The 22,493-nt window shown below is 64.5% G+C and carries 12 protein-coding genes; 6 read left to right on the forward strand and 6 right to left on the reverse strand.

All coding sequences use genetic code 11. The annotated features are described in order from the left end of the window. The first annotated feature begins 203 nt into the window (after positions 1 to 203). Together KIK09_RS34270 and KIK09_RS34275 are read left to right on the forward strand one after the other, a co-directional pair. The gene (locus tag KIK09_RS34270; protein ID WP_214323533.1) at positions 204 to 1,727 is read left to right on the forward strand and encodes a trypsin-like serine peptidase; all 1,524 of its coding nucleotides are present in this window, start codon (positions 204 to 206) and stop codon (positions 1,725 to 1,727) included. 271 nt (positions 1,728 to 1,998) lie between these two features. Continuing rightward, positions 1,999 to 3,426 (forward strand): trypsin-like serine peptidase, encoded by a 1,428-nt coding sequence (locus KIK09_RS34275; protein WP_214323534.1) that lies wholly within the window; start codon positions 1,999 to 2,001, stop codon positions 3,424 to 3,426. A gap of 5 nt (positions 3,427 to 3,431) precedes the next feature. On the opposite strand, the gene KIK09_RS34280 is transcribed toward KIK09_RS34275, so the two are convergent. From KIK09_RS34280 to KIK09_RS34295, 4 genes are all read right to left on the reverse strand, one after another. Then, entirely contained in the window at positions 3,432 to 3,590 is a 159-nt protein-coding gene (locus KIK09_RS34280) for a hypothetical protein (protein ID WP_214323535.1), read from the reverse strand. Positions 3,591 to 3,804: 214 nt separating this feature from the next. Next, the gene (locus tag KIK09_RS34285; protein ID WP_214323536.1) at positions 3,805 to 5,136 is read right to left on the reverse strand and encodes a WD40 repeat domain-containing protein; all 1,332 of its coding nucleotides are present in this window, start codon (positions 5,134 to 5,136) and stop codon (positions 3,805 to 3,807) included. A gap of 25 nt (positions 5,137 to 5,161) precedes the next feature. Continuing rightward, positions 5,162 to 14,671 (reverse strand): RHS repeat-associated core domain-containing protein, encoded by a 9,510-nt coding sequence (locus tag KIK09_RS34290; RefSeq protein WP_214323537.1) that lies wholly within the window; start codon positions 14,669 to 14,671, stop codon positions 5,162 to 5,164. Positions 14,672 to 15,676: 1,005 nt separating this feature from the next. Further along, positions 15,677 to 15,901 (reverse strand): transposase, encoded by a 225-nt coding sequence (locus KIK09_RS34295; protein WP_214323538.1) that lies wholly within the window; start codon positions 15,899 to 15,901, stop codon positions 15,677 to 15,679. A gap of 173 nt (positions 15,902 to 16,074) precedes the next feature. Here KIK09_RS34295 and KIK09_RS34300 point away from each other — a divergent pair, with 173 nt between their 5' ends. Next, positions 16,075 to 16,413: a hypothetical protein gene (locus KIK09_RS34300; protein WP_214323539.1), complete on the forward strand. Its 339-nt coding sequence runs from the start codon at positions 16,075 to 16,077 to the stop codon at positions 16,411 to 16,413. 57 nt (positions 16,414 to 16,470) lie between these two features. Next, a complete protein-coding gene (locus tag KIK09_RS34305) occupies positions 16,471 to 16,851 on the forward strand; it encodes a hypothetical protein (RefSeq protein WP_214323540.1) in 381 nt (126 codons plus the stop codon). Positions 16,852 to 17,642: 791 nt separating this feature from the next. Here KIK09_RS34305 and KIK09_RS34310 read toward each other — a convergent pair. After that, positions 17,643 to 19,001 (reverse strand): NsdA family TPR-like regulatory protein, encoded by a 1,359-nt coding sequence (locus KIK09_RS34310; RefSeq protein ID WP_214323541.1) that lies wholly within the window; start codon positions 18,999 to 19,001, stop codon positions 17,643 to 17,645. A 437-nt stretch (positions 19,002 to 19,438) separates the two neighbouring features. On the opposite strand from KIK09_RS34310, the gene KIK09_RS34315 reads away from it, so the two are divergent. Both KIK09_RS34315 and KIK09_RS34320 read left to right on the forward strand, forming a co-directional pair. Continuing rightward, positions 19,439 to 20,305, forward strand: a complete 867-nt coding sequence (locus KIK09_RS34315) for a hypothetical protein (RefSeq protein WP_250574147.1) — start codon at positions 19,439 to 19,441, stop codon at positions 20,303 to 20,305. Positions 20,306 to 20,363: 58 nt separating this feature from the next. Beyond that, a complete protein-coding gene (locus KIK09_RS34320; RefSeq protein WP_214323542.1) occupies positions 20,364 to 20,639 on the forward strand; it encodes an RpnC/YadD family protein in 276 nt (91 codons plus the stop codon). 530 nt (positions 20,640 to 21,169) lie between these two features. Here KIK09_RS34320 and KIK09_RS34325 read toward each other — a convergent pair. After that, the gene (locus tag KIK09_RS34325) at positions 21,170 to 22,375 is read right to left on the reverse strand and encodes an NAD(P)-dependent malic enzyme (protein ID WP_214323543.1); all 1,206 of its coding nucleotides are present in this window, start codon (positions 22,373 to 22,375) and stop codon (positions 21,170 to 21,172) included. Positions 22,376 to 22,493 lie beyond the last annotated feature (118 nt).

Here is a 22,493-nt window from a genome sequence, read left to right on the forward strand (position 1 = left end):
AGGTCAAATGCCACCCATGTGACTCTCCGCCCAGCGATGCGCTTTCGCCGCCTAAACATCACAGAACGATCACGACCGATCTGTCCCAGCTTTTCCGTCCAAAGCGGCTACCAGATCCCAAGATCGACACTGTATGTTCCTGGCTATCCCTTTACTGACGCATGGGACGCAAGAAGCGTTCCACGACAGCGCAAGGAGTTACCTTGAAGCGCATCCTCCTCCCGGCCGGTGGCGCCATTCTGGCCACTGGTCTGCTGGCTGCTGGCCTGGCCGGCACCGCTCACGCCGACAACCCGTACGACATGGACCAGATGGCCGCTGCGGCCAAGGTGGACCAGGTCGTCAAGTTCTGGACGGCGGCCAACGGCGCTGCCCTGCAGAAGGCTGTTGCGTACACCTTCGACTACAAGAAGGTTACGAAGATCCAGCAGAAGGGCGGGTATTCGCCCGACACGAAGCCCAGCTCCGTGCCGGCGATCGGTGACGAGCCGAAGAAGGCCATCAAGTACCAGAACATCAACATCCCCAAGACGATCGGTCGCGTCTTCTTCGCGATCGGGGACAAGCTGTACTGGTGCACCGGTACGTCGATCCAGTCGCAGTACCGCAACCTGGTCGCCACGGCCGGTCACTGCGTCTACGACATCGCCGGTAACAACGATGTCCTCGACAACTGGGTCTTCGTCCCGGGCTACTACCAGGGCAAGGCTCCGGCGGGCGTCTACGTGGGTAAGACTGCCTTCACCCACTACGACTTCACCAACTACGAGGACTTCGACCGCGACTACGCGTTCGTCCAGGTCTACAACGGCCTCAAGTTCGGTGGCACCGACCAGCGCAAGTACGTGTCCTACGACGAGTTCAAGGCGTTCAAGGGCATCAAGGCCGACGAGAAGCAGACGGTCAGCAAGGCTGAGTACGACGCTGCCAAGCTCGACCCGGCCAAGACCGACTTCTACGACGTTGACCCCGGCTCGGACCCCGAGCTGTCCGGCCCGGACTTCCCCGGCGCCGTGGTCGACAAGTGGGAGGTCAGCCAGGCCTACTACGAGAAGGCCCCCGTTGGTAAGGGTCAGCTCTACAAGTTCGGTCCGCCGATCACCGAGAACGTGACCTACAAGGACGCGCTCGCGTACCTGGACAACCAGAAGAAGGACCCTGCCAAGTACCCGGGCACGGTTGACGTTGACGACAAGATCAACGCGACCATCACCCACTACTACGTGCAGAAGTGGTACAAGCCCGGCAAGGAGACCCGCTACTTCAAGTGGGTGTTCTACATCGTCACCAGTGACTCCCTCGACGCTGGTCGCCTCGGCGACAACGTCGGTGGCGCGGGTGTCGCGTGGAACCAGCCGACCGGCAAGTACGTCCGCACCTTCGGTTACCCGGGTGGCGAGCACCCCGACGGCAACCGCCCCTACACGGGCGTCACGCCGAAGTGGTGCTACAACAAGACCTCGGGCAAGGCGACTGTCATCGCCGCCTACAAGGTCGAGGAGCAGGTGGCCCTGAAGTGCGCCGTCACCGGCGGCATGGACGGTTCCTCCTGGCTGTACAAGTACAGCAACGCCAAGCGCACCGGTTACGTCAACGGCGTCACCAGCCTCATCCTGGACGTCGACGGCAACAACCGTTACGACACGATCACCTCGCCGTACTTCGACGGTGAGACCGCGACGGTCTACAAGGCCGCTGCGAACCAGTGGTCCGGCAAGCTGTACTAAATCAGCTTCCTTAGGCCTGGGGTCCAAACCCAGTCCGACCAGCTTCACCCGAAGGGCTCGGCGCAAGCCGGGCCCTTCGGCCTTTTCATACCAAGGGGCTCGGCGCACGCCGGGCCCCTTCGGCTTTTCAGAAGGAAGGCCTCTTAAGCCACGCTGTGGGCATATCACTGCACTTCAGGAGCTCCAAGACATCGGGAATGATCCCTTACCTCTGTGACCAGAGTGACGATAGGGTCCTTACACCCCAAGTGTTAACTCTGTGGAGTCCCTTGTGAAGCGCCTGCTCATCCCCCTGACCGCCGCCGGCCTGTGCGCAGTAACCCTGACCCTCCCCGCCCACGCAGACCCGTCCGATCCCCTGACGACCAAGGCCGCCGACGCCTACCGCACCGCCTCCTTCTGGCTGGACGCCAACGGTGCGGCACTCAAGAAGGCCACCGAGTACCACTGGGATCTCAAGCAAGTCCCCAAGCTCATCCAGGCCAAGACCACGCCGGACGGCAAGCCGGGCGAGACCGCCCCCATCACCCCGCAGGCCCCCAAACGCGCCCAGAACATCAACCTGCCCATCACCCTGGGCAAGGTCTTCTTCCTCGACCGCCAGGGCAACTACCGCTGGTGCTCCGCCTCCTCCATCCAGGCCCGCAACCGCAACCTGGTGGCCACCGCCGCCCACTGCGTCTACGAGGGCGCCGACCGCACCTACGCCAAGTGGGTCTTCATCCCCGGCTACTACCAGGGCAAGGCCAACTGGGGCGTCTACGTCGGCGCGTACGCCTTCTCCGGCGACGCCGATGTGGCGTTCGTAGCCGTGCACAATGGCTTCGCCTTCAACGGTGAGAAGCAGGTGTCCTTCGAGGAGTTCAAGAACTGGCAGGGCGACAAGTGGATCAAACCCCGCGAAGTCGCCCCCAAGGACTGCCTGCTCAAGCTGGACCAGTGCTGGTCCGAGGGATCCGGCAAGGATCTCGTCGGCCCCAGCTTCCCCAACGCCGCCCTCGAGCGCGACGAAGTGACAGAGCAGGTGTACGGCGCGGCCAAGACGGGCCGTGGCAACGGCTTCAAGCTCGGCGAGCCCATCCCCACCCCGGTCACCAAGTCCCAGTGGGACGCCTACAAGGGCCCCGGCAAGAAGAGCGTCGACGCGGCGGGCAACTACCTCGTCACCCACTTCTACACGCAGAAGTGGGTCAAGCCCGGCCTGGGCCGCAAGTTCTACCTGGCCGAGTTCATCATCGGCCTGGCCAAGGACACCGGCCGCCTCGGTGACGCCGTCGGCGGCCAGGGCGTCTCCTGGAACCAGCCCATGGGCAGCCCGGTCATGGCCTTCGGCTACCCCGCCGACCCGCAGCCCGACGGCGACAAGCAGTTCACCGGCCTGACGCCCAAGTGGTGCAGCGGCAAGACTGGCACCAAGATGTACCAGGTCAACACGTTCCGCGCGGAGACGCACCAGATCCTGAAGTGCTCGATGACAGGCGGCGCCGACGGCGGCCCCTGGATCGCCAAGTACGACAACAACAAGCGCAGCGGCTTCGTCAACGGCGTCACCAGCCTGATCCAGGACACCGACGGCAACGGCCGCATCGACACGATCAGCACCGCCTACTTCGACGGCGAGATCGCCGCCGTCTACAACAAGGCCACCTCCGCCGCCACCAACCCCGTCGTCAGCCCCAAGGGCGAGCTGATGCAGTAGCCGCCTCAGGCGAGGGCGAGCTCCTTGGTCTGTTCGTTCAGCTCGATGACGATCGGCTCGGACTTGTACGGCTCCAGGCGTCGCCGCAGGTCGTTGGCGTAGGAGCGGGATCGGGCCGACTGGAGCTCGCCCGCCAGCGTGAACGGCCAGCCATCCTCCACCACGCAGCGGGGCAACCGAAGCCAGCGATGAGGCATGAGGGTCGCAATCCACGCCGACGCTGGAGACTCTCACCCAGAACAAGATTATTTGGGCTTGTCCCGCACTCAACCAAAGTGGTCAGTACACCCTAGAGGCGTTCCCCCGACTCAACATCGGAACCCGGGCGGGAACATGGCCGCAGAATGTCATGAACTACCGAACATCCCTTTGGACTCGTCAGGTGCGCAGCCGGGCTCGGATGAAGCAGACGGAGAGGTCACCCTCCTCGGAGGCGCCGTAGCTCGACCAGTCCACGTCGCTCGCGAATCGGGCCAGGTCGGCCTTGCTCAGAGTCTCCCGGCTAGGTGTGTGGCCGCACACATAGTCGTCGGGATCGGCGACGATGGCGGGGAGATCGTTGAGGTTCCAGAGGAAGGCTCCGCCGTCGGCACTTCCCCACAACGCGACGCGTCCGTCGGTGCTCAACGCGATCGAGCTCACCTCCCGCGTGTTCCCCTTTAGAGTGGCCAGCCGTACGGACCGGGACGTATCCAACAGGAAGCCGGTACCGCTCCCGCTCCCCACGAGTGCGGCCTTGCCGTCCGCCGTCAACCCCAGAGCATTCATGTCGACGGACGGGAGGGGAAACGTGGACTTGTGGACGGGACGCCTCGCACCGTCGAGCGCCCACACGTCGGCGCGGCCGGAGTTGGCGACGACGATCGTCCGCCCGTCCGCACTCATGGCCGCCGTCTCCGCGAAGTGCTCGGGAAGCGCCAGGTCGGCCAGTTTCGCCGGACGCGCGGAGTCGGTCAGATCCCAGATGGCGACCGCCTTGTCGCCACCGGTCACGGCTGTCCGGCCATCCCCGCTCATCACAACTTCCCGGAGACGGGAAACCTCGGTCATCGAACGGCGGGCAGGATGGGAACCGCCCAGATCCCACACCGTCATGGTGTCGTTGCCGGCGATGACGGCGATGCGGCCGTCACGGGTCGTCGCAACCGTCTGCGCCTGGCCCGGCAGCATGCCGACGCGTTTCGGGTGCGCGGGCGTGGTGAGATCCCACACCGACGTGCCGCCGTCCCCGCCGACCAGAGCAGTACGCCCGTCGGCAGACAACGCCACCGCGGTCCCCTCGCCCGGCCCCAGCACGGCCACTCGGTCGGATCTGTCCGCGGGCGCGACCGCCGGATTGAGCCAGGTCTCGAGATTCCACACGCTCACGCCGTCGTCGCCGCCAGTGAGAGCGACCCGCCCATCCCCGCTGACCGCCACACCCCACAGCGCTTCCCGCTCCAGATCCAGGCGATGAGACAGCACGAGCGTGTTGATCAAGCTTGCTCGGGTCTGCTCGTCCTCGTGGATCTCCAGGGCAGCCACACCGAGAGCCCGCGCCGTCGCGGGGTCGTCCTCGCGCAGCTCTGCCGCCTGCAGCGCGAGCCGGTGCGCCAGGTCGGCCCGCTCGCGCGCGACCCTGCTGTCGTGTTCGCTCTTGAACGCGAACCCGCCCGCGATCGTCGCCAGAACCAGCACAACGGCGAGCGAAACCACGGAGATACGAGTCATCCTGTCTCCACCGGAACTGGATCTCCTAAAGAGGGCCATAATCCGTCTTGTTCTGCCAGCACGGCAAGCCCTTGTAGCCCGTACACCTCTCCTTCCACGTGATGACCGCGATACCCGCTCCTTCGCCGTGGAACTTGCTCTGAGCCATTGCGGCGCTCATGGTGTCGTCGTCTATCTTCTTGATCGCGGCGGTGATGACATCTAGCGCGGCCTTGGCCACGCCGCAACCCGCCGCGAAGTGTGGCTCGCCGATGCCAAGGACGGCCGCGCAGACATCGAGGGCGGAGCCGAAAACGGTGACGAACATGTCGTCGCCTTTCGAGAGCGCTCCCTTGTCCTCATCGCTCACGTAGGTGACGCACTTGCCCTCCTTCTCGCAGATGGAGAAGGTCACGTCCTGCCAATTCTCTCCCTGTGTGCAGTTGTTGCCCTTGAGGCCGCGCAGCCCGTCGCACCGTTTCATGAAGGAGTTCCAGGTCGCGCCGCAGGTGCCCTTGTCGCTGAAGAGCCCTCGCTGGGCGCTGTCCCGACAGTGGGCAAGCGCGTTGACACCGAAGGCGCATTCGTTGGCTGACATTCCCCGGCCGCGCCTGTAGCAGGAGAGGAACTTGTCCTGCATGTCGTTGCACTTGACGTTCTCATGCAGTCTGCAGCGGAACTGCGTTTCCGCGAAGGAGCTGCATCCGGGATCGTCACCTCGCTTGTCCGAGCGGCAAGAGTAGTAATCGAACCGCACGTTGTCGCATACGCCGCCAGCCCCCTGCCCGTACCCCTTCCTGCCGCCGTTGAGATCGCCGAATTGGCAGCGGCGGACCTCCTGGCTCGCGCCGACGCAGACGTCATGGCTGTGCCCGGGCCAATACTCTCCGCCCTTACGGCACCAGACATATTGATCCGCGAAGGCGTCGCAGATCTTGTGGTTGGTCTTGAAGTTACCGCCGCGATTCTCGGTGCGGCAGCCTATGTAGTCGGTTTTCATGCCCTGGCAAATGGCCTTGCCGGACTGTCCCTTGTTCTCCTTGGCGCAGTCCTTGTATTCGCCAGCTGCGTCCTTGCAGATCGGGTCCTTGCTCGTCTTGGCCCCTTTGGGGCAGGTCTTGCCCTTCGCCGAGGCCCCTGCCAGCGCTGCGCCCATGGACGCGCCCCCAAGCGCGTGCCCGACGATGCTGATCGCCAAGTGGATGACCTTGTTCACGAGTTTGCTGGCGATCTTGCTCAGCGAATCGTGGCCGCTGGGATCGATATTGGTGAGTGGGTTGTCGTTCGCATAGGTGTAGCGGTTGAGCTGAACGCTGGGATCGGGACTCTGAGTGAGGGTATCGCGGGAGACGAAGCTGCCTGTGGTGGGCTGATACCATCTGGCCGCCATGTTGACCTTCCCCGTGTCGAGGTCGGTGTAGGCCCCTTGGTACCCGAGTAAGTGAGCGTCGCCGGCGCGCGCGGTCACCTCGCCGAACGGATCGTAGGAAGCGGAGTCCAACAGGGTGGAGCCATCCGCCTTGAACGTGCCCACCAGATCGCCATGTAGGTCGGAATAGGCGAGTTGGGCGCCGCCGCCGTCACTGATACCCAGGGTGCGGCCTAACGCGTCCCTGCCGAAGAGTCCTCGCTTGACCCCGTTCGCGTCACTTACGCACACGAGGTTGTTTGTGAGTCCGTCGTATGCGTGGTGCATCGTCTGCGTGCCTTGCACGCGGGTTTCGACCCGGTCCAGGGCGTCGTAGTCGTAGGTGACCGCGTCGTCGTTGATGAGGCGGTCGAAAGCGTCGAATTTGGAGATATGGACGATGCCGCTGGAGTCCTCGCTGAGGGTCCCGCGTGCTGTGTAGGTGTAGGTGTGGCCGTCACCTGAGGTGAGGCGGTTGCGTTCGTCGTAGGTGTACGTCTTGGCGCCTGCCTTGGTCCGGTTGCCGGAGGCGTCCCATTCGTAGGCGGTCTTCTTACCGTCTGGTGCGGTCCACGAGGTTAGGCGGTTGGACCAGTCGTAGGCGTATGTGTTCGCCCCGGCGCCAGCCGTACCGGCCGTGGTCTTGGAGGTCATGTTGTCGTCGAGGTCGTAGCCGTACTCGATGGAGGCGATGGGGCTGGCCGACGAGGTGGTGAGCTGGTCCTTGGTGAGGCGGTTGAGCGCGTCATAGATGTATACGCGGCGGGCGCCGCTGGCGCCGTATGCCATGTTGGTCAGGCGTGAGGCCTTGTCGTAGGTGTAGTCGATCGTGGTGGCGCTGACCGGGTCCACGGATTGGGTGAGCCGGTCGGCGTCGTCCCAGGTGAAGGCGGAGTTGCCGGTTGCATCGACGCGCTGGACGAGGCGTTTGTTGGCGTCGTAGGCGTAGGCGTTGATGTCTCCGCCCGGGCCGCTGGTCTTCAGGAGCAGGCCGCGGTCGTTGAGGGTGAAGGTGAGGTCGTTGGCGTTGGTGAGCCTGCCTACCTGGTCGTAGCCGAAAGTCTTGTCCTCGGTGGCGACCTCGGCGCCGGTTCCCGTCTGCTTGACCATGCGGTTCAGCTCGTCGAAGGTACGGTCGACCCTTACACCGCCGGGGGCGAGGCGGCTGACGGGGTTTCCGCCTGCGTCGTAGCTAGTAGTCCAGGTCCGGTCTGCCAGGTTGGGATGGGCGGCAGTGCTCGGCTCGATCACCGACTCGGCCATGCCTAGGCTGTTGTAGGTAGTGAAGGTGGCGTTGCCACGGCCGTCGGTCGACCTGGTCTGGGCTCCGGTGGCGTCGTAGCCGAAGGATGTGGTGATCTTCTCGGTGGCCGACACCGGTTCTTGGTGTTCGATCATCCGGTTGGCTGCGTCGAACGTCTGGGTGACGGTGTGCCCTTCCGCGGAGGTCAGGCTGATGGGGTTGCCAGCCAGGTCGTAGCCGAACGTGCGGGCGCGCAGCACCGATCCACTGGTGTCGAGGTCCTGGCTCCGGATCTTGCGTCCAGCCAGGTCGTAGCTCGCGGTGCTGGACACGCCCAGCGGGTTGGTCGTCTTGACGGGACGGCCGGCCACGTCGTAGGCGAAGGTTGTGGTGTTGCCGAGAGCATCGGTCTGAGCGGTCAGCGTGCCGGTCGCGTCGTAGCTGCGGGTGGAGGCATCACCGGTCGGCCTGGTGGTTTTGGTGACCCGTCCGGCGTCGTCGTACTCGAGCTTGGTGACGTAGGCAGCCTGCGTGGGCTTGCGCTCGACGGTGGTCAGTGTGATTTGGCGGCCGAGGTCGTCGTAGGTGGATTCGGACCGGCCGCCTGCGGCGTCGGTCGTCCACAACGCCTCACCCAGTAGGTCGTAGCCGTAGGTCCACACCCCGCCCTTGGGCATGGTGACCTGGACTTTGCGGCCGAGCCCGTCGTAGAGAGCGGTTGTGATCTGGCCGCGCCTGTCGGTGGCGCTGATCAGATCGCCCGCCGCGTTGTATCGGGCCGTGGCCTTGGGGGTGATGGGCTGGCCGCCAGGGGGCGTATAGGCCGGGAAGATCTGCTCGGTAACGTGTCCCGCCCTATCCAGAGTGGCGCTGGTGACTCTGCTTTCCGCATCAACCTGATGGGTCTGCTCGCCGAACGTGTTGTAGCCCAGCGTGGTTATGGGCCGCTGGGTGCTCGGGAGGGCTCCTGCGTGCTCGACGGTGACGGGCGGCAACTGCACCTGAGTCGTCAGCCCCGCAGCGTTGTAGGTGAGGTTGGTGGTGAAGGCAGCCGGGTCGGCGTCGGGGGCATTGCCGCGCGGATCTGTCACGGCGGTAGTCAGCCCTCGTTCGTCCACAGTCAGTGTGGTGATCAGGTCCTGACCATCGTTGTGCAAGGCCTGCCGTACGGGCCGATCGTCTGCGTTGTAGGCGAACTCGACGACTTCGGTCCTGTCGCTGCCTGCGCCTGTCTGGGAAATCTTGGTGACGTTGTCGTTGGCATCGTAGGCATAGGTGGTTACCTTGTTCAGCTTGGCGGGGTCCGCCGTCAGGGACCTCACGCGGTTCGCGGCGTCGTAGACGGCATCCACACGCAGCGTCCCGTTGGCGGTCGTCTGGCGAGTGAGGTTGCCTGCCGCATCGTAGATCTTGGAGTCCAGCAACACGTCGCGGGGCGCGACCGAGCCATTCAGCTTGGCGCCCCTGGCGATCGTGTCGGCGAGCAGGTTGTCAGCGTAGTAGGTGTAGGCAGTGGTACGGCCCATGGCGTCGGTCTGCGAGGCCAGCCGGCCGCCCGGGTCGTAGGCGTAGGAGGCGACGACAACGTCGGTGGCCGCCTGTGGCGCGGCCGGGCTGCCAGTCCACCCCTTCAGGGTGGTGGTGGCGAGCTCCTCGCGCGGGGTATAGGCGTAGGCGAATACCGCGCCGCGCTCGTCGGTAAATTCGACCTTCTGTCCCATGGTGTTGTATGCGAAGCGCTGGACGCCACCCTCAGGTCCAGTGACTGACTCGACCCGGCCGAAGGCGTCATAGGTGTAGGTGGTGCTGCGCGTCGCATCCCCACCGGTCAGGTCCGCGGTGGTCTCGCTCAGCGTCCTCCCATCCGTGTCATAGGTCGCGGTCCATTTCCAGGTGTGGGTCGCCCCAGTGACGTCATTCTTGATCGCGAAGCCTGTCTTAGCGGCGACTCTTCCCGCGGCGTCGTAGGCGAAGGTCGTCGTGACTCCATCCGGATATGCCTTGGAGACTTCCGTCTGGGTAGTCACCCGCCCGATCTCGTTGTGGCCGTACTTCTTGACCAGTCCCATCGGGCTGGTCTCGGCTACCAGGTCGCCCGCGGCGTTGTAGGCATAGACGGTTTCATTACCCTTGACGTCCTTCGCGGACTTCACCAACCCGGCAGGAGTAAGGCCACCCCCCACTGCCAACTCCGTGCCGTCGGTATAAGTCTTCTCGGACGTACGGCCGGTCGGGAAGTCACTAGTAGCCGGGATGCTCTGCTCGACCTCTTCTCCGAAGTTGTTGTAGCTCCAGGTCGTCAGGTAGGTGTCGTCCACCGGGGAGACCGACCTCGCGTCGCGGTGCTTGGTCTTCTGGTCGTTGCGTGGGTCGAAGGGGTTGTCGACGTTGAGGTAGTACTCGAAGTACTCGGTCGAGCAACTACCGGGTGACCTGCAGGTCCTCTTGGAGAGCAGGTTGCCACGCGCGTCGAACGCCACCTCCACAACGTTGCCGTTGGCGTCGTACACCTTGGCGGGGAAGCCGCCAACGTCATAGGCGAACTTAACGCTCTTGCCCAGCTGGTCGGTCTGGGACACCGGGCGGTAACCGCGTAACGCGTCGCTGACGTAGGTGAGGGTTCCGCCATTGGGATCTGTCACGGTGATCGTGGCGGAGGTCGAGATGGTCGATTCCTTGGTGAAGACAGGTGCGGAGAGCTTCCACACGCCACCATTGGCGTCAGTGTTGGTCGTCAGGCGGCCGCCGTCGGGAGCGTAGGCGTTCTCGGCCCACACCCGTCCCGATGGTTGGACCACCTTGGTCAGCTGCGGCTGAAGCAGCCGGGCAGCGTAGTGCGCGTTGACCAGGGCCAAGCCGAGCGGCTTGCCGTACACGGCAACTTCGTCGATGTCGCCCGCGAAGGGGAAGGCAGCGGTCGAGCTCTTGCTGGCCGGCCAGGCCGACGAGCCGAAGCCGGACCCGATGCGGGTCTCCCACTGGTCGAAGTGCTGGATCTTCCCGGCCAGCGTGCCAACCACCTGGCCATCGAGGAAAAGCGTCTGCGTGTCCTCGGCGCCCGAAAGGACCACGTGATGCCAGGCACCATTGTTCACTGCCGTGGCGGAGGTAATCGGCGCGGGAGTGCCTGTGTAGAACTGGCCGCGCAGCTTGCCGTCTGTTCCGACGTAGATGACCGGAGTGAACGCGGAGGGCGTGCTGTCGGACGAGTTCTGATAGCCGATGATCGTGCCCGAGCCTGTGGTCTTGAACCAAGCCTCCACCGCCAGGTCGCTGCCCAGGCCGCTGATCGACGCTCGAGGGAGGGATACGTAGGTAGAGGTCGCGGTGCCTTTGAAACGCATGGCCGTGTCGGGTGAACCTGTCAGTGCGCCGGGAACCGCGGCAACAATGTCCGCCGTACTACCCGTGAGCTTGGCGTCACCGTCCTGTTCTGCTGTGGGAGTTGAGGAGCTGGCGATCTTCGTCCCGGTGGCGGTCGCCGTCTCGTCGAGGCGCCAGTAGTTGCTGGGGCCCGAGTCGAGCACGATGCTGCGGTAGCGCGACGCATCGCCGTAGGCGTATGTGGTGCAGGCCGTGGTCGTGGCGGGGGGACATGCCTTGACGAGTTTGTCTCCGTCGTAGGAGTAGGTCCACGTCTGGGGTGTGCCACCCACGGGGTCGGTGGAGACGCTGGTCACGTGCGCGCCGGTCCAGACGAAGTTCAGCGACCTGCCGCCTGGGGTGACCACCTTCGCCAGCTTGCCGTCGGTCCCGTAGGTGAGATCCTGTCCGCGCCCGCGCTGATCGGTGATCTTCGTCAGGCGTCCCGAGGCGTCGAACCAGTAAGAGGTGGCTTCCTTGTCCATGAGGCGCCACCCACCTCCGGAGATTGTGGCGAGTGTCGCGTACGTCCCCTCGGGCGAGGCATACGTGCCATCCCCCTTGGAGGCGAAGCGCAACTGCTGCCCGTCGGGGTAGGTCACCAGCAGCGTCGAGGTTTGCTTCTCCTCGGTGATCCTCATGTCCCAGCGCGTTGTCCATCCAGCACCGAACGCACCGTCGGTGCGCGGATCGAGGCTGTTATACGTCCGCGTCACGGTCAGCGGTGGCCCAACCGTCGCAACAGCCGCGTCCGTTGCGGAGGTGGTGTAGTTGCCCGCAGTCGGATCGAACTCATGCCCGTTGACGCCTGTGGCCAGCAACGATCCGAGTGTCCCTTGCTCGGGAGAGGGAGTGAAGACCCGCCACGACGATGTAACCGTGGTGGTCGACGTCGCGGCCTTGGCGAACCATGAGTAGGTCTCGCCCCACTTCAGCTTGCCTTCGGGGACTGTCCAGCTTCCCGACTTGGTCCAGTCCTTGGAGTCCTCACACCACGTCCAGTTGGGCTTCGTGCCTGCACAAACCTGGAACCAGTAGGTGACCGTGGCTCCGTTCGTCGCCACGGCATTCGCAGACAGGGTCGGTGTGAGGGTGCCGACCTGCATGTTGTTGTCTGGGTGGAAGGTCTTGAACGGCAGGGCGCTGACGACGGCGTACTGCCAGCCGGACCAAGGCCCCTTGACACCCGAAGTGGTCACGGCCTGGACCCGCCACTGGATCATCCAGCCATCGGTCAGTTTGTTCTCCGGGACTCCCATCCACGCATTGCTGCCGGATGGATAAGACGTTGTGGCAGTGCCGGAGTAGATCATGCCGGTGCCGTGTTCGGAGTCCGCGGGATCGTGCGCGACCTCGATGCTCAGGTAGGAGGCGCGGTTATCCGGATCGGTCACCTTCGCGTAGAGCCACGGGGTAAGCGAAGTGGCGGTCCACGAGGCGGCCCCGCGAACGGCCGGGTCCATTCCCAGCCCCTCGACAGACGGCTTTTTCAGGTCTACCTGAGCCTTCTGCCAGTCCGACCACGGACCGGCCACGCCGGTGGTGGTCACGCCTTGGATGCGCCAGCGGACAAGCCAGCCGTCCTGAAGCTTGGCGGTCGGAATCTGGACCCACGCGTTGGTATCCGAGGCATACGACGTGGTGCCCGTCCCTGCCCAGATCGGACCAGTCCCCTGATTGGCAGCATCGGGATCGTGTTCGACCTCCACCTTCAGGAAGGACGCACGTCCCTGCGGATCTGAGACTTTGCCATAGACCCACGGGGTGACGGTGTTGGTCGTCCACAGCCCGGAACCCTGCGTTCCCGGCGTAAGACCAGCCGCCGCCACGGCAGGCTTCGTGATATCGACCTTCGTGGAGAACCAGTCCGACCACGGACCTGCGGTACCAGTCGTAGTGACTCCACGAACCCGCCAGCGAATCAACCAACCGTCGGACAATTTTCCTGCCGGGATCTGCGCCCAGGCATTGGAGCCGGAGGTGTAAGCAGTTGTCCCCTTTCCACCCCAGATCAACCCGGTGCCCTGGGTAGTTGCAGTGGGGTCGTGCTCGACCTCGACACCCAGGTATGACGAGGCGCCACCCGCATCCGTCACCTTGGCATACAACCACGGCGTTAGCGAAGACGAGCTCCACAGATTGACTCCCTTGGTACCCGGCATCAGACCGGGCGCCGTACCCGCCGGCTTGTTGGCCTCCACCTTGCCTGCCTGCCATTCAGACCACGGGCCGTTCACACCGTCAGAGGTCACGCCGCGGACGCGCCAGCGGACGAGCCAGCCATCCTGGAGTTTGCCGGATGGCATGGTGAGCTCGCTGAGATAGGCGTTCGGCTGGAAAGCCGTACCAGTTTTCGACCAGATCAGCCCGGCCCCTTGCCCAGCAGCAGATGGATCATGCTCGACCTCAATGCTGATCGTGCCCGAACGATCGTCAGGATCAATCACCCGCGCCTGAAACAACGGCGTCAGCGACGAGAACGACCACAGTCCTGAGCCGAAGGTGCCCGGCTCCGCAGTGAGGTCAGAAACCGCCGGCTTGCTAACATCGACCTTGCCTGCCTGCCATTCAGACCACGGGCCGTTCACACCGTCAGAGGTCACGCCGCGGACGCGCCAGCGGACGAGCCAGCCATCCTGGAGTTTGCCGGATGGCATGGTGAGCTCGCTGAGATAGGCGTTCGGCTGGAAAGCCGTACCAGTTTTCGACCAGATCAGCCCGGCCCCTTGCCCAGCAGCAGATGGATCATGCTCGACCTCAATGCTGATCGTGCCCGAACGATCGTCAGGATCAATCACCCGCGCCTGAAACAACGGCGTCAGCGACGAGAACGACCACAGTCCTGAGCCGAAGGTGCCCGGCTCCGCAGTGAGGTCAGAAACCGCCGGCTTGCTAACATCGACCTTGCTGTTCTGCCAGCTAGACCAGGGTCCGATGACCCCGTCGGAAGTTACACCGCGCACACGCCAGCGGATCGACCATCCATCTTGCAGGAGGCCTGCGGGCATCGTGAGTTCACTCAGATAGGCGTTTGGCTGGAAAGCGGTTCCCGTTTTTGCCCAGATCAGTCCCGACCCCTGGTTCGTAGCCTGGGGATCGTGCTCCACCTCAATGCCCAAGGTGGCCGATCGTCCATCGGGATCGCTCACCCGCGCCTGAAACAACGGCGTCAGCGACGAGAAAGTCCACAGATCCGTGCCGCGAGTCCCCGGGCGAGCGTACAAATCCGAGACCGACGGTTTGCTTACGTCCACCTTGGCGGTCTGCCATTCGGACCATGAACCGATCACACCGGTAGAGGTCACGCCGCGCACGCGCCAGCGGATGAGCCAGCCATCTTGGAGTCTCCCCGAAGGCATCGTCAGTTCGCTGAGGTATGCCGATGGCTTGAAAGCCGTCCCCGTCGCGGACCAGATCGATCCCGATCCTTGATCCACAGCCGACGGGTCATGTTCCACCTCGATACCTATCGTGGTGGTATTGCCACCCGGATCTGACACACGCGCCTGAAACAGAGGTGTGAGAGAGGAGAAGGTCCACATACCGGCGCCAATGGTTCCCGGCCCCGCATAAAGATCCGATATCGAAGGGTCTGCGACGGAGCTTCTGGCCAGAAGTATTGGTGTGGCCGCGCTTGGTCGAGAGGTTTGCATCAGGCCATCCCCTGATACCCCCCTGCCGATGCCCGCTTGTGGCTCATCGGATGCGAATACTCCTGATCCAGATGATGATTTCAAACCACCGGTGGCCGACTGATCTGTTAACTCGTTACGCGTATCCAAGGATAGGGACTTTGGCGGCCGCGCGCCTCCCTTCCAATCAACCGCGCCGCGAGGCTGTGTTGTTATTGTGTCGACCAGGTGGGGTAGGTCCTTAGCAGATCCGAAGGATTGAACCGGGGTTTTATTTGACACGCCTGCAGTTGGAGAGAGGGGGATGTTGAGATGGGCTAAGTCCGCCGCCGCGAGAACGGGCATGCTCGATAAGTCCAGCAAGCCCGGGAGGACGGCAAATAAAAGAACAAACGTCGCGCGGATGATCCATAGGCTTCGGTCACGCGGAGCCTTCACCACAACGCCACGACGTTCTTCACAGCCAGGCCAATTCTGCGCACGCCACAGTGCCACGCCTCACCACTCCCGCTGAGCAGAGGGCGCGCACGTATAAGGCAGCTGCCCCCGACACCGACTATAAGGACCGCATAAAGCTGATCTCTGCACATTTAAGCCCAAGATCCACCAATGGGATAGGGGCACAAGCCACGCAGTCGCAACCGTTGATCTCGACCAGCTTGGGGCTCCAGCATCTGCCCTGCTAGCAGAGCGACTGGCGCCTCGGCGGCGCAAGCAAGTGATATAGATCACATGTACGGGTCTCGATCGAGCCAAGATCCACGATGTCGTGGTGCGACTTCGTCAGTCGTTGGCTGGATGTCGTATGACGTCCATCTCGAGTCCTGGCCAACTGAGCGGAGCAGGCGTCCGAGGCTCCGTGATCTGCCGGGGATTGCCACACCCAGCGCACCTCACGGGTGAGGTTTGCTGCTCCTAAGAGCTTGTCCGCTGCGCGTCCTGGGTTGAGGTGCCCGGCCGCTGCCCGGCATCGATCTCGGCTTGGCGCACCCAGCTGCGCAACGCCTCGCGGTGCACGCCGAGCTGCTGAGCCACCCGCGCGATCGTACCGGGCGACTGGCCGGTCTGCTCGCGAACTTCAAAGACCATCCGCACCGCACGCTCACGGAACTCGTCGGGGTACTTCCTGGGGGCTGGCATCGCGTGTGAATCTCCCTTCCGCCTGCACGATCATGCTGGCTTCAGGGCCTCCAACCAACCCGGACTGGTTCAGGTACGCCAAGAGCCGTCGGGCAGGTGACGCTTGGCGACACTGGGACCTGGCGAACCAGGCTACCTCCTCCCTCGGTCCCACTCACCACAATCCGCTGACGATGTTCGGCGAAGCGAACGTTGGCATCTACGCCGTGGCCATCGAGGTCGAAACAGGTCGTTCCGCTGCCGCGATTGATCGCGCGAGGTCCATCACGATCTCCAGCATCCCTTCCTCGAATCGCCGTGCCCAGCATCTCATCGACCTGGCCCGCGGCCAGCTTTACCGCCGGTCTCCCGACGAAGCCCTGGTGTGCCTACGCACGTCAGAGACGCACTCCACGGAGACGATCATCTTCAGTCCGGTCGCCAAGCAGGTCATCGCCGAGATGATCGAGGCGCAGCGCCGTCCGCCGTCCCCCCTGCTTGATCTGGCGATGAGGGCACACGCTATCTCGTAGAGCGACCCCAACCACTGGTTGGGTTCGAGCTTCGCTTCCCCCTTTACGGTCAGCGTCATGACCAGAGAGCTTGGCAACCAGGACGCCGCGCGTAGAGCGCTCCTGAGCTTGGCCGCGGAGTTGGAGACGCGCCACTTTCATGTACGGCTGCGCGAAGTCGAAGGCCGTTCGCTGTGCATCACCATCGTCAATATCGCCGCGCCCGTCCTCACCGAAAGCGTCTTGACCGCGCCGGACGCCGAGGGTGCGCTCTGGTTCTGGTTTCCGTGGCGTGCGCCGATCAGCCCGGTCAAGGACGTTCTCGTGGCCGCGGATCGCGTCGAACGGTCCTGGCCGAGGTCGGGCGGCAGATCCCCTGAGCGACGCGGCGGCGTGGTCGGGCCGGCTCATTGCCGGGTTGGGATCGGCAGGCACCACGCCGTCGCGTCATCCATATGAAGATCTCGTACTGGCGCCACTCGGGAGGAGAAGGCGTTGTACGAGGCGGCGGCTTGGCCGACATCGAATCCCTGGCATGCCGCCGCACCTATGCGAGGAGACTGCACATGGTCCTTCCCCAGGAGTTTCACGGCGTCCACTTCGCCTCGGCCGGTTCCGCTCAGGAACGGCTCGATTGGTCCCTGTCTTTTCCTGGGAGCGGCCGGGCTCGCGTACGACTTCACACCTGCTCATGCCAGGCCATCCAGTTTGAATTTGCATTGCGGGTGGGCTGGCCTTTGTCAGACGGCTTGACTACTCCAAGAAGGGCGTGACGATCCACGAGACGGATCGGATCCTGTACGCGGAAGCCATACGCTGTTGGGAGCTTCTCGCATGCGGACAGGCCACATGAGAGGTCTGATCTATCTCGATCTGACACCATAAACCTCTACAGTGTCAGACTCAAGACATCGGCCATCGATCCTATTCCTTGCTCGCCATTCCAAGGCAGCCGAGTGCGAAATGTAACCACGTAAATGTAACCAGGGGCCGGTTACATTTAGTTACATTTCCGCACGGAGTGAGGGAAGGCCGTAAGACGGATGTGCCGTGGGCTCGGAAGTTCGGAGCTCACCCTCTCACAGGTCCATCAAGCTTGACCTACCGAGGTGGTACCACCTCAGCGGCTCCAGAACTCTCCGTTCCAGCCTGACAAAAACCGCAAATCTACAATGTGCCTACAGTCTCGAGATTGTAAATGTGCAATCTCGCAGGCCACCCCTCTGGCGCACTGCATCCGCCGTCCTCGGCTAGACATGCACGAGATCCTTCGTCCGCTCATGCAGATCGACGACGATCGGTTCTGACTTGTACGGCTCGAGCCGCCGCCGCAGGTCGTTGGCGTAGGAGCGGGATCGGGCCGACTGGAGCTCGCCCGCCAGCGTGAACGCCTCGGCGGCAGCCGTACACGCCTCCTCGAGCTCGCCGCACTGCAGCAGGCCCGCCGTCAGCAGCGACAGGTTGAACATCTTGCCACGCACGAAGCGGCCGTCCATGTCGAGCGAACGGCGGGCCTGACGGACCGTACGGTCGCCCTCCCCCAGGTCGCGGAAGCAGTGGGCGAACTTGGCCGACAGGTAGGCCTCGTCGAAGTAGCCCAGCCACTCCGGCTCGTCGGCGCGGTCGCGCCGGTCGAAGGACAGCTCCGACTGGTGCAGCGAGCTCGCGCAGGAGCGCGCGTCGCCGATGCCCGCGTGCGCGTGGGCCTCCAGGACGTGGCACGAGGCCACCAGGGTGGGGATGTCCGACTTGCGGGCCGACATCTGCGCGGCGCGCGCCAGGTCGAGCGCGTGCGCGGGCTGGCCCATGTAGATCGCCTGGTGGGCCATGCCGGCCAGGATCTCGGCGCCCAGCGCGTGGTCGCCCGCGCCGCGGGCCAGGCGCAGCGCCTGGATGAGATAGCGCTGGGCCAGGCCGTGCTGCTCCAGGTCGTAGGCCATCCAGCCGGCCAGCCGGGTCAGCTCGGCCGCGGCTGCCGCCAGCTGCTTTCCTGTGGCCTCGCCGTACGACCCCTCTTTGAGCAGCGGCGAGACGGCCGAGTCCAGATATTTGATGACAGAAGAGCGGACGCGCCCGCTGCCGAAGCGATTGTCCAGCTCACCGAACGACCGCGTGACCTCGTGAATTGAGGCGATGTCCGCCTTGCCCACTCTGCGGCTACCTGTGCCTTGAGGGCGGGCGTCGGGGGGAGAGGTGATCCACCGGATCGCCCCCACGGATCCCGCCCCGATCGCGAACGTCGAGTCGAGCAGGAATCTCCGTCTCTCCACATCGGCCCGCCACAGCGCCGTCACGGTCGCGACCCCCTCCTGCCAGGTGTGCGTGAACTCCTGCCCGAGATGGAGGGGTGTAGCAGTGGTCGGCATGCCGAGGTCCTCGGGGGTGACCGGCCTGCCCAGGCGCAGCGCGAAGATCTCTGTCAGGAGGCACGGCACGGGATCACGCGGCCGCTGACCACCGATCCAGCGCAGCACGGAACTATGGTCGTAGCGCAGGCCAGGAGTCCCACGGGCAGCACCCAGGTCATTGAGGCGCCTGGCCAGCCCCTTGTGGGAGAAGCCCGCCTCGGTGATGATCCGCTGGAGCAGTCGGTTGGGCTCGCGTTCCATCGCTCTCCTCGTCACAGGAGTCGGCGCTCCGCATCCTTACAGAGAGCACCTGTTATAGCACGATGAGTAAAGCCTCTCTTGACGTTCCCAAACCTCTTTGCTGAACATCCACCTCCGCTGCGGCTCGACAGAGTCCCGCGAACAGCGAGCTGTATGCCCCCTCAATCCCCGCACGTTTCATCCCCGACTATGGCCGGATCGACGGCTTCGTCACGTCTGCGTTGCCCTGCGGGCTCTAGCGGATCGACAGCCGCCTCCGACGCTCAGCGACAATAGGGCGTGAGGCTCAAGCCGCACCTATCTCCGCGGGTTACCTCAGCCAACGCTGCCCTCATTCACCGTGGGTGAGGTTTGTTGCTACCGGGGATGAGACAAGCACACCGGAGCCACCTGTACGCCTACTTGCGGGCTGTAATGGATCAATAGCATCCGGTGACATGCCCTCACCGCGTCACGACGCCATGAAGAACCTCTTCCGCGACTGTCCACAGGCGGCCGTGGACATCCTCCAATCCTTGGGAGTCGATCTGCCGGCTACCTCGCTGATCCGGGAGGAGAGTCCCGTCTTCAACACCAGGCCCTCCGACGATCTGGAATCCGACCTGGTGCTGGTCCTCGGCCCGCCCCAGCAACCGCTGCGCGGCATCGCCGTGGAGGCGCAGGGAGACAAGTCCAAGGATCCCGTCCAGCTGGCTCGGTACGCCGCGGCGGGATGGCTGCAACCGCAGTGCCCGTTCCACGTGCTTGTGGTGACTCAAGACCGCAAGGTCGCCGAGTACTACGCCAAGCCGGTGATGACCGGCCTGCCTGGATACGCCTTCCAGGCCATCGTCCTGGGCCCGCACAACGTGCCGGTCATCACCACCCCGGGCCAGGTCGTCGCGCACCCGGTGCTGGCCGCGTTCGGGGTCGCGATACACGGCCGCGATCCGGCGGTCAGAAGCGCGTTCGCCAACGGTATCGCGCTGCTACCGTCCGATTACACTCCGGCCTACACTGAACACGCCTACTGCATAGCGCCCCGTGACATCCAGCTCCTCCTGGAGGACGACATGAGCACCACCGACTGGCCTGTCCACAGCCCCTTCGCCAAGGAGCACTTCGGCCGCGGCCTCACGGAAGGCCGAGCAGAGGGCAAAGCAGAGGAGGCGGCTCGGATGCTCCTGCTGGTGCTGGAGGCCCGAGGCCTGCCCGTGTCGGAGGAGTTGCGGTCGCGGATCACTTCCTGCACCGACCTCGCGCAGCTGGAGTCCTGGACGAGGAAAGCCGCCAACGCCGCCACCATCCAGGAACTGTTCGACTGAACACATCTATTGCATATCGCCATCGCCCGGCGACATCCGGCTGCTCCTGGAGGACGATATGAGCACCACCGACTGGCCTGTCCACAGCCCCTTCGCCAAGGAGCACTTCGGCCGCGGCCTCGCGGAAGGCCGAGCAGAGGGCAAAGCAGAGGGCAGAGCAGAGGGCCGGGCAGAGGAGGCGGCTCGGATGCTTCTGCTGGTGCTGGAGGCCCGAGGCCTCACCGTGCCGGAGGAGCTGCGGTCGCGGATCACTTCCTGCACCGACCTCGCCCAGCTGGAGTCCTGGACGAGCAAAGCCGCCAACGCCGCCACCATCCAGGAACTGTTCGACTGACCGGCGGCAAGGATCCAACCCTTTAGGACCTGCTTAGCCGCCGACGTTGTCGTCTACGAGTGTCAGGACAGGATGAGCGGCCTCAGGCAGAGCATGCGCTGCCTATAGCACTAGTAGTACTGATCGTGTCTCCTGGTTCGGAGACTCCGGGACGCCACCGACATGCCAAGGCTGGCATTCCTCATTGCTGAATCGTTCGGCTCGACACCACGTGTGTCTCCCTCATCGAGGTCTGCCAGCTTGGCCGTCCCGCGAGGGCTTACATGCACATCAACACGATCATGAAGTACGAGCCCGATACGCCTGTGCTCGACAGTCCGATCCCGATCGAGATCGGCAAGGTTGAGCTCGCGTTCTAGCCACGAACCCGACGGGCGCAAGCTCCAGGAGCAAGCGCCCGAGCGTAGCGAGGGCCACGCCTTTGCGGGGCTTGGGGGCTGAGCCCACAAAGGACACAGCCTGAGCGCCGTAGGCGCGAAGGCCATGCCCTTATGGGGGGCGCTGCGCCCCCCATAAGCCGAGCGAGGGCCTTAGCGGCGGGCCACGCCGTCTTCGCGGGCTTGGGCCGCGACCGCGGCGGTTACCGCCGGGGCGACTCGGGGGTCGAAGGGGCTGGGGATGATGTAGTCCGCGGCGAGGGCGTCGCCGACCACGTCGGCGAGGGCTCGGGCTGCGGCTACCTTCATGTTCTCCGTGATGGAGGAGGCTCGGACGTCGAGGGCGCCTCGGAAGACGCCGGGGAACGCCAGGACGTTGTTGATCTGGTTCGGGTAGTCGGATCGGCCCGTGGCGACGACGGCCGCGTGGCGGAGGGCCACGGCGGGGTCGATCTCCGGGGTCGGGTTCGACAGGGCGAAGACGATCGAGCCAGGAGCCATGGAGGCGATCGACGATTCGGAGACCGTGGAGCCGGAGAGGCCGATGAAGACATCGGCGCCCGCGAGGGCCTGCTCGGTGGAGCCCGTGAAGCCGGCGCGGTTGGTGTCGCGGGCGAGGGCTTCCTTGTAGGGGTTGAGGCCCGAGCGGCCCGCGTAGATCATGCCCTTGGAGTCGGAGACGGCGATGTCGCCGATGCCCGCCTCCAGCAGGATGCGGGTGACGGCCACGCCGGAGGCGCCGGCGCCCGCGACGACGGCGCGCAGGTCGCCCAGGGAGCGGCCGGTGAGACGGGCCGCGTTGGACAGGGCGGCGAGGGCGACGATGGCGGTGCCGTGCTGGTCGTCGTGGAAGACGGGGATGTCGAGCAGGTCGCGCAGCCGGTCTTCGACCTCGAAGCAGCGCGGGGCGCTGATGTCCTCCAGGTTGATCCCGCCGAAGGAGGGCGCCAGCCGTACCACCGTCTCGACGAGAGCGTCGACGTCGGTGCAGTCGAGGCAGATGGGGACGGAGTCGACGCCGCCGAACTCCTTGAACAGCAGCGCCTTGCCCTCCATCACGGGCATGGCGGCGGCGGGGCCGATGTCGCCGAGGCCGAGGACGGCGGTGCCGTCGGAGACGACGGCGACGACGTTGGAGACCCAGGTGTAGTCGTGGGCGAGTGACGGAGTGTCAGCGATCGCCGTGCAGACGCGGGCGACGCCGGGCGTGTAGGCCAGGGACAGGTCGTCGGCGTTGCGGACCGGGATGGTTGAGCGGACCTCCAGCTTGCCGCCGCGGTGCAGGGCGAATGCGGGATCCAGATCGAGGGAGGCAGTCACGTTAACCCCTGATAGTTCTCGGACGGAAGGGAACTTCATCAGGCGATCGGGATAAGGCGCCTGGCGAGGGGACGGGGTTCTCCCGTGGCTTGATTGTGCCACACGATGAGACGGCCACTAGTTGACACTATGTTAAATCCGCAACGTGATCAGGCGG

Origin of the sequence: Nonomuraea sediminis, from assembly GCF_018531495.1 — a bacterium.
Classification (GTDB): Bacteria; Actinomycetota; Actinomycetes; order Streptosporangiales; family Streptosporangiaceae; genus Nonomuraea; species Nonomuraea sediminis.

What these genes read in the sequence shown, in the direction of transcription:
- KIK09_RS34285 (WP_214323536.1), bottom strand. Translation starts at nt 5,136, where the DNA reads ATGACTCGTATCTCCGTGGTTTCGCTCGCCGTTGTGCTGGTTCTGGCG.
- KIK09_RS34290 (WP_214323537.1), bottom strand. Translation starts at nt 14,671, where the DNA reads ATGTGGACCTTCTCCTCTCTCACACCTCTGTTTCAGGCGCGTGTGTCA.
- KIK09_RS34295 (WP_214323538.1), bottom strand. Translation starts at nt 15,901, where the DNA reads ATGCCAGCCCCCAGGAAGTACCCCGACGAGTTCCGTGAGCGTGCGGTG.
- KIK09_RS34300 (WP_214323539.1), top strand. Translation starts at nt 16,075, where the DNA reads ATGTTCGGCGAAGCGAACGTTGGCATCTACGCCGTGGCCATCGAGGTC.
- KIK09_RS34305 (WP_214323540.1), top strand. Translation starts at nt 16,471, where the DNA reads ATGACCAGAGAGCTTGGCAACCAGGACGCCGCGCGTAGAGCGCTCCTG.
- KIK09_RS34310 (WP_214323541.1), bottom strand. Translation starts at nt 19,001, where the DNA reads ATGGAACGCGAGCCCAACCGACTGCTCCAGCGGATCATCACCGAGGCG.
- KIK09_RS34315 (WP_250574147.1), top strand. Translation starts at nt 19,439, where the DNA reads ATGCCCTCACCGCGTCACGACGCCATGAAGAACCTCTTCCGCGACTGT.
- KIK09_RS34320 (WP_214323542.1), top strand. Translation starts at nt 20,364, where the DNA reads ATGAGCACCACCGACTGGCCTGTCCACAGCCCCTTCGCCAAGGAGCAC.
- KIK09_RS34325 (WP_214323543.1), bottom strand. Translation starts at nt 22,375, where the DNA reads ATGAAGTTCCCTTCCGTCCGAGAACTATCAGGGGTTAACGTGACTGCC.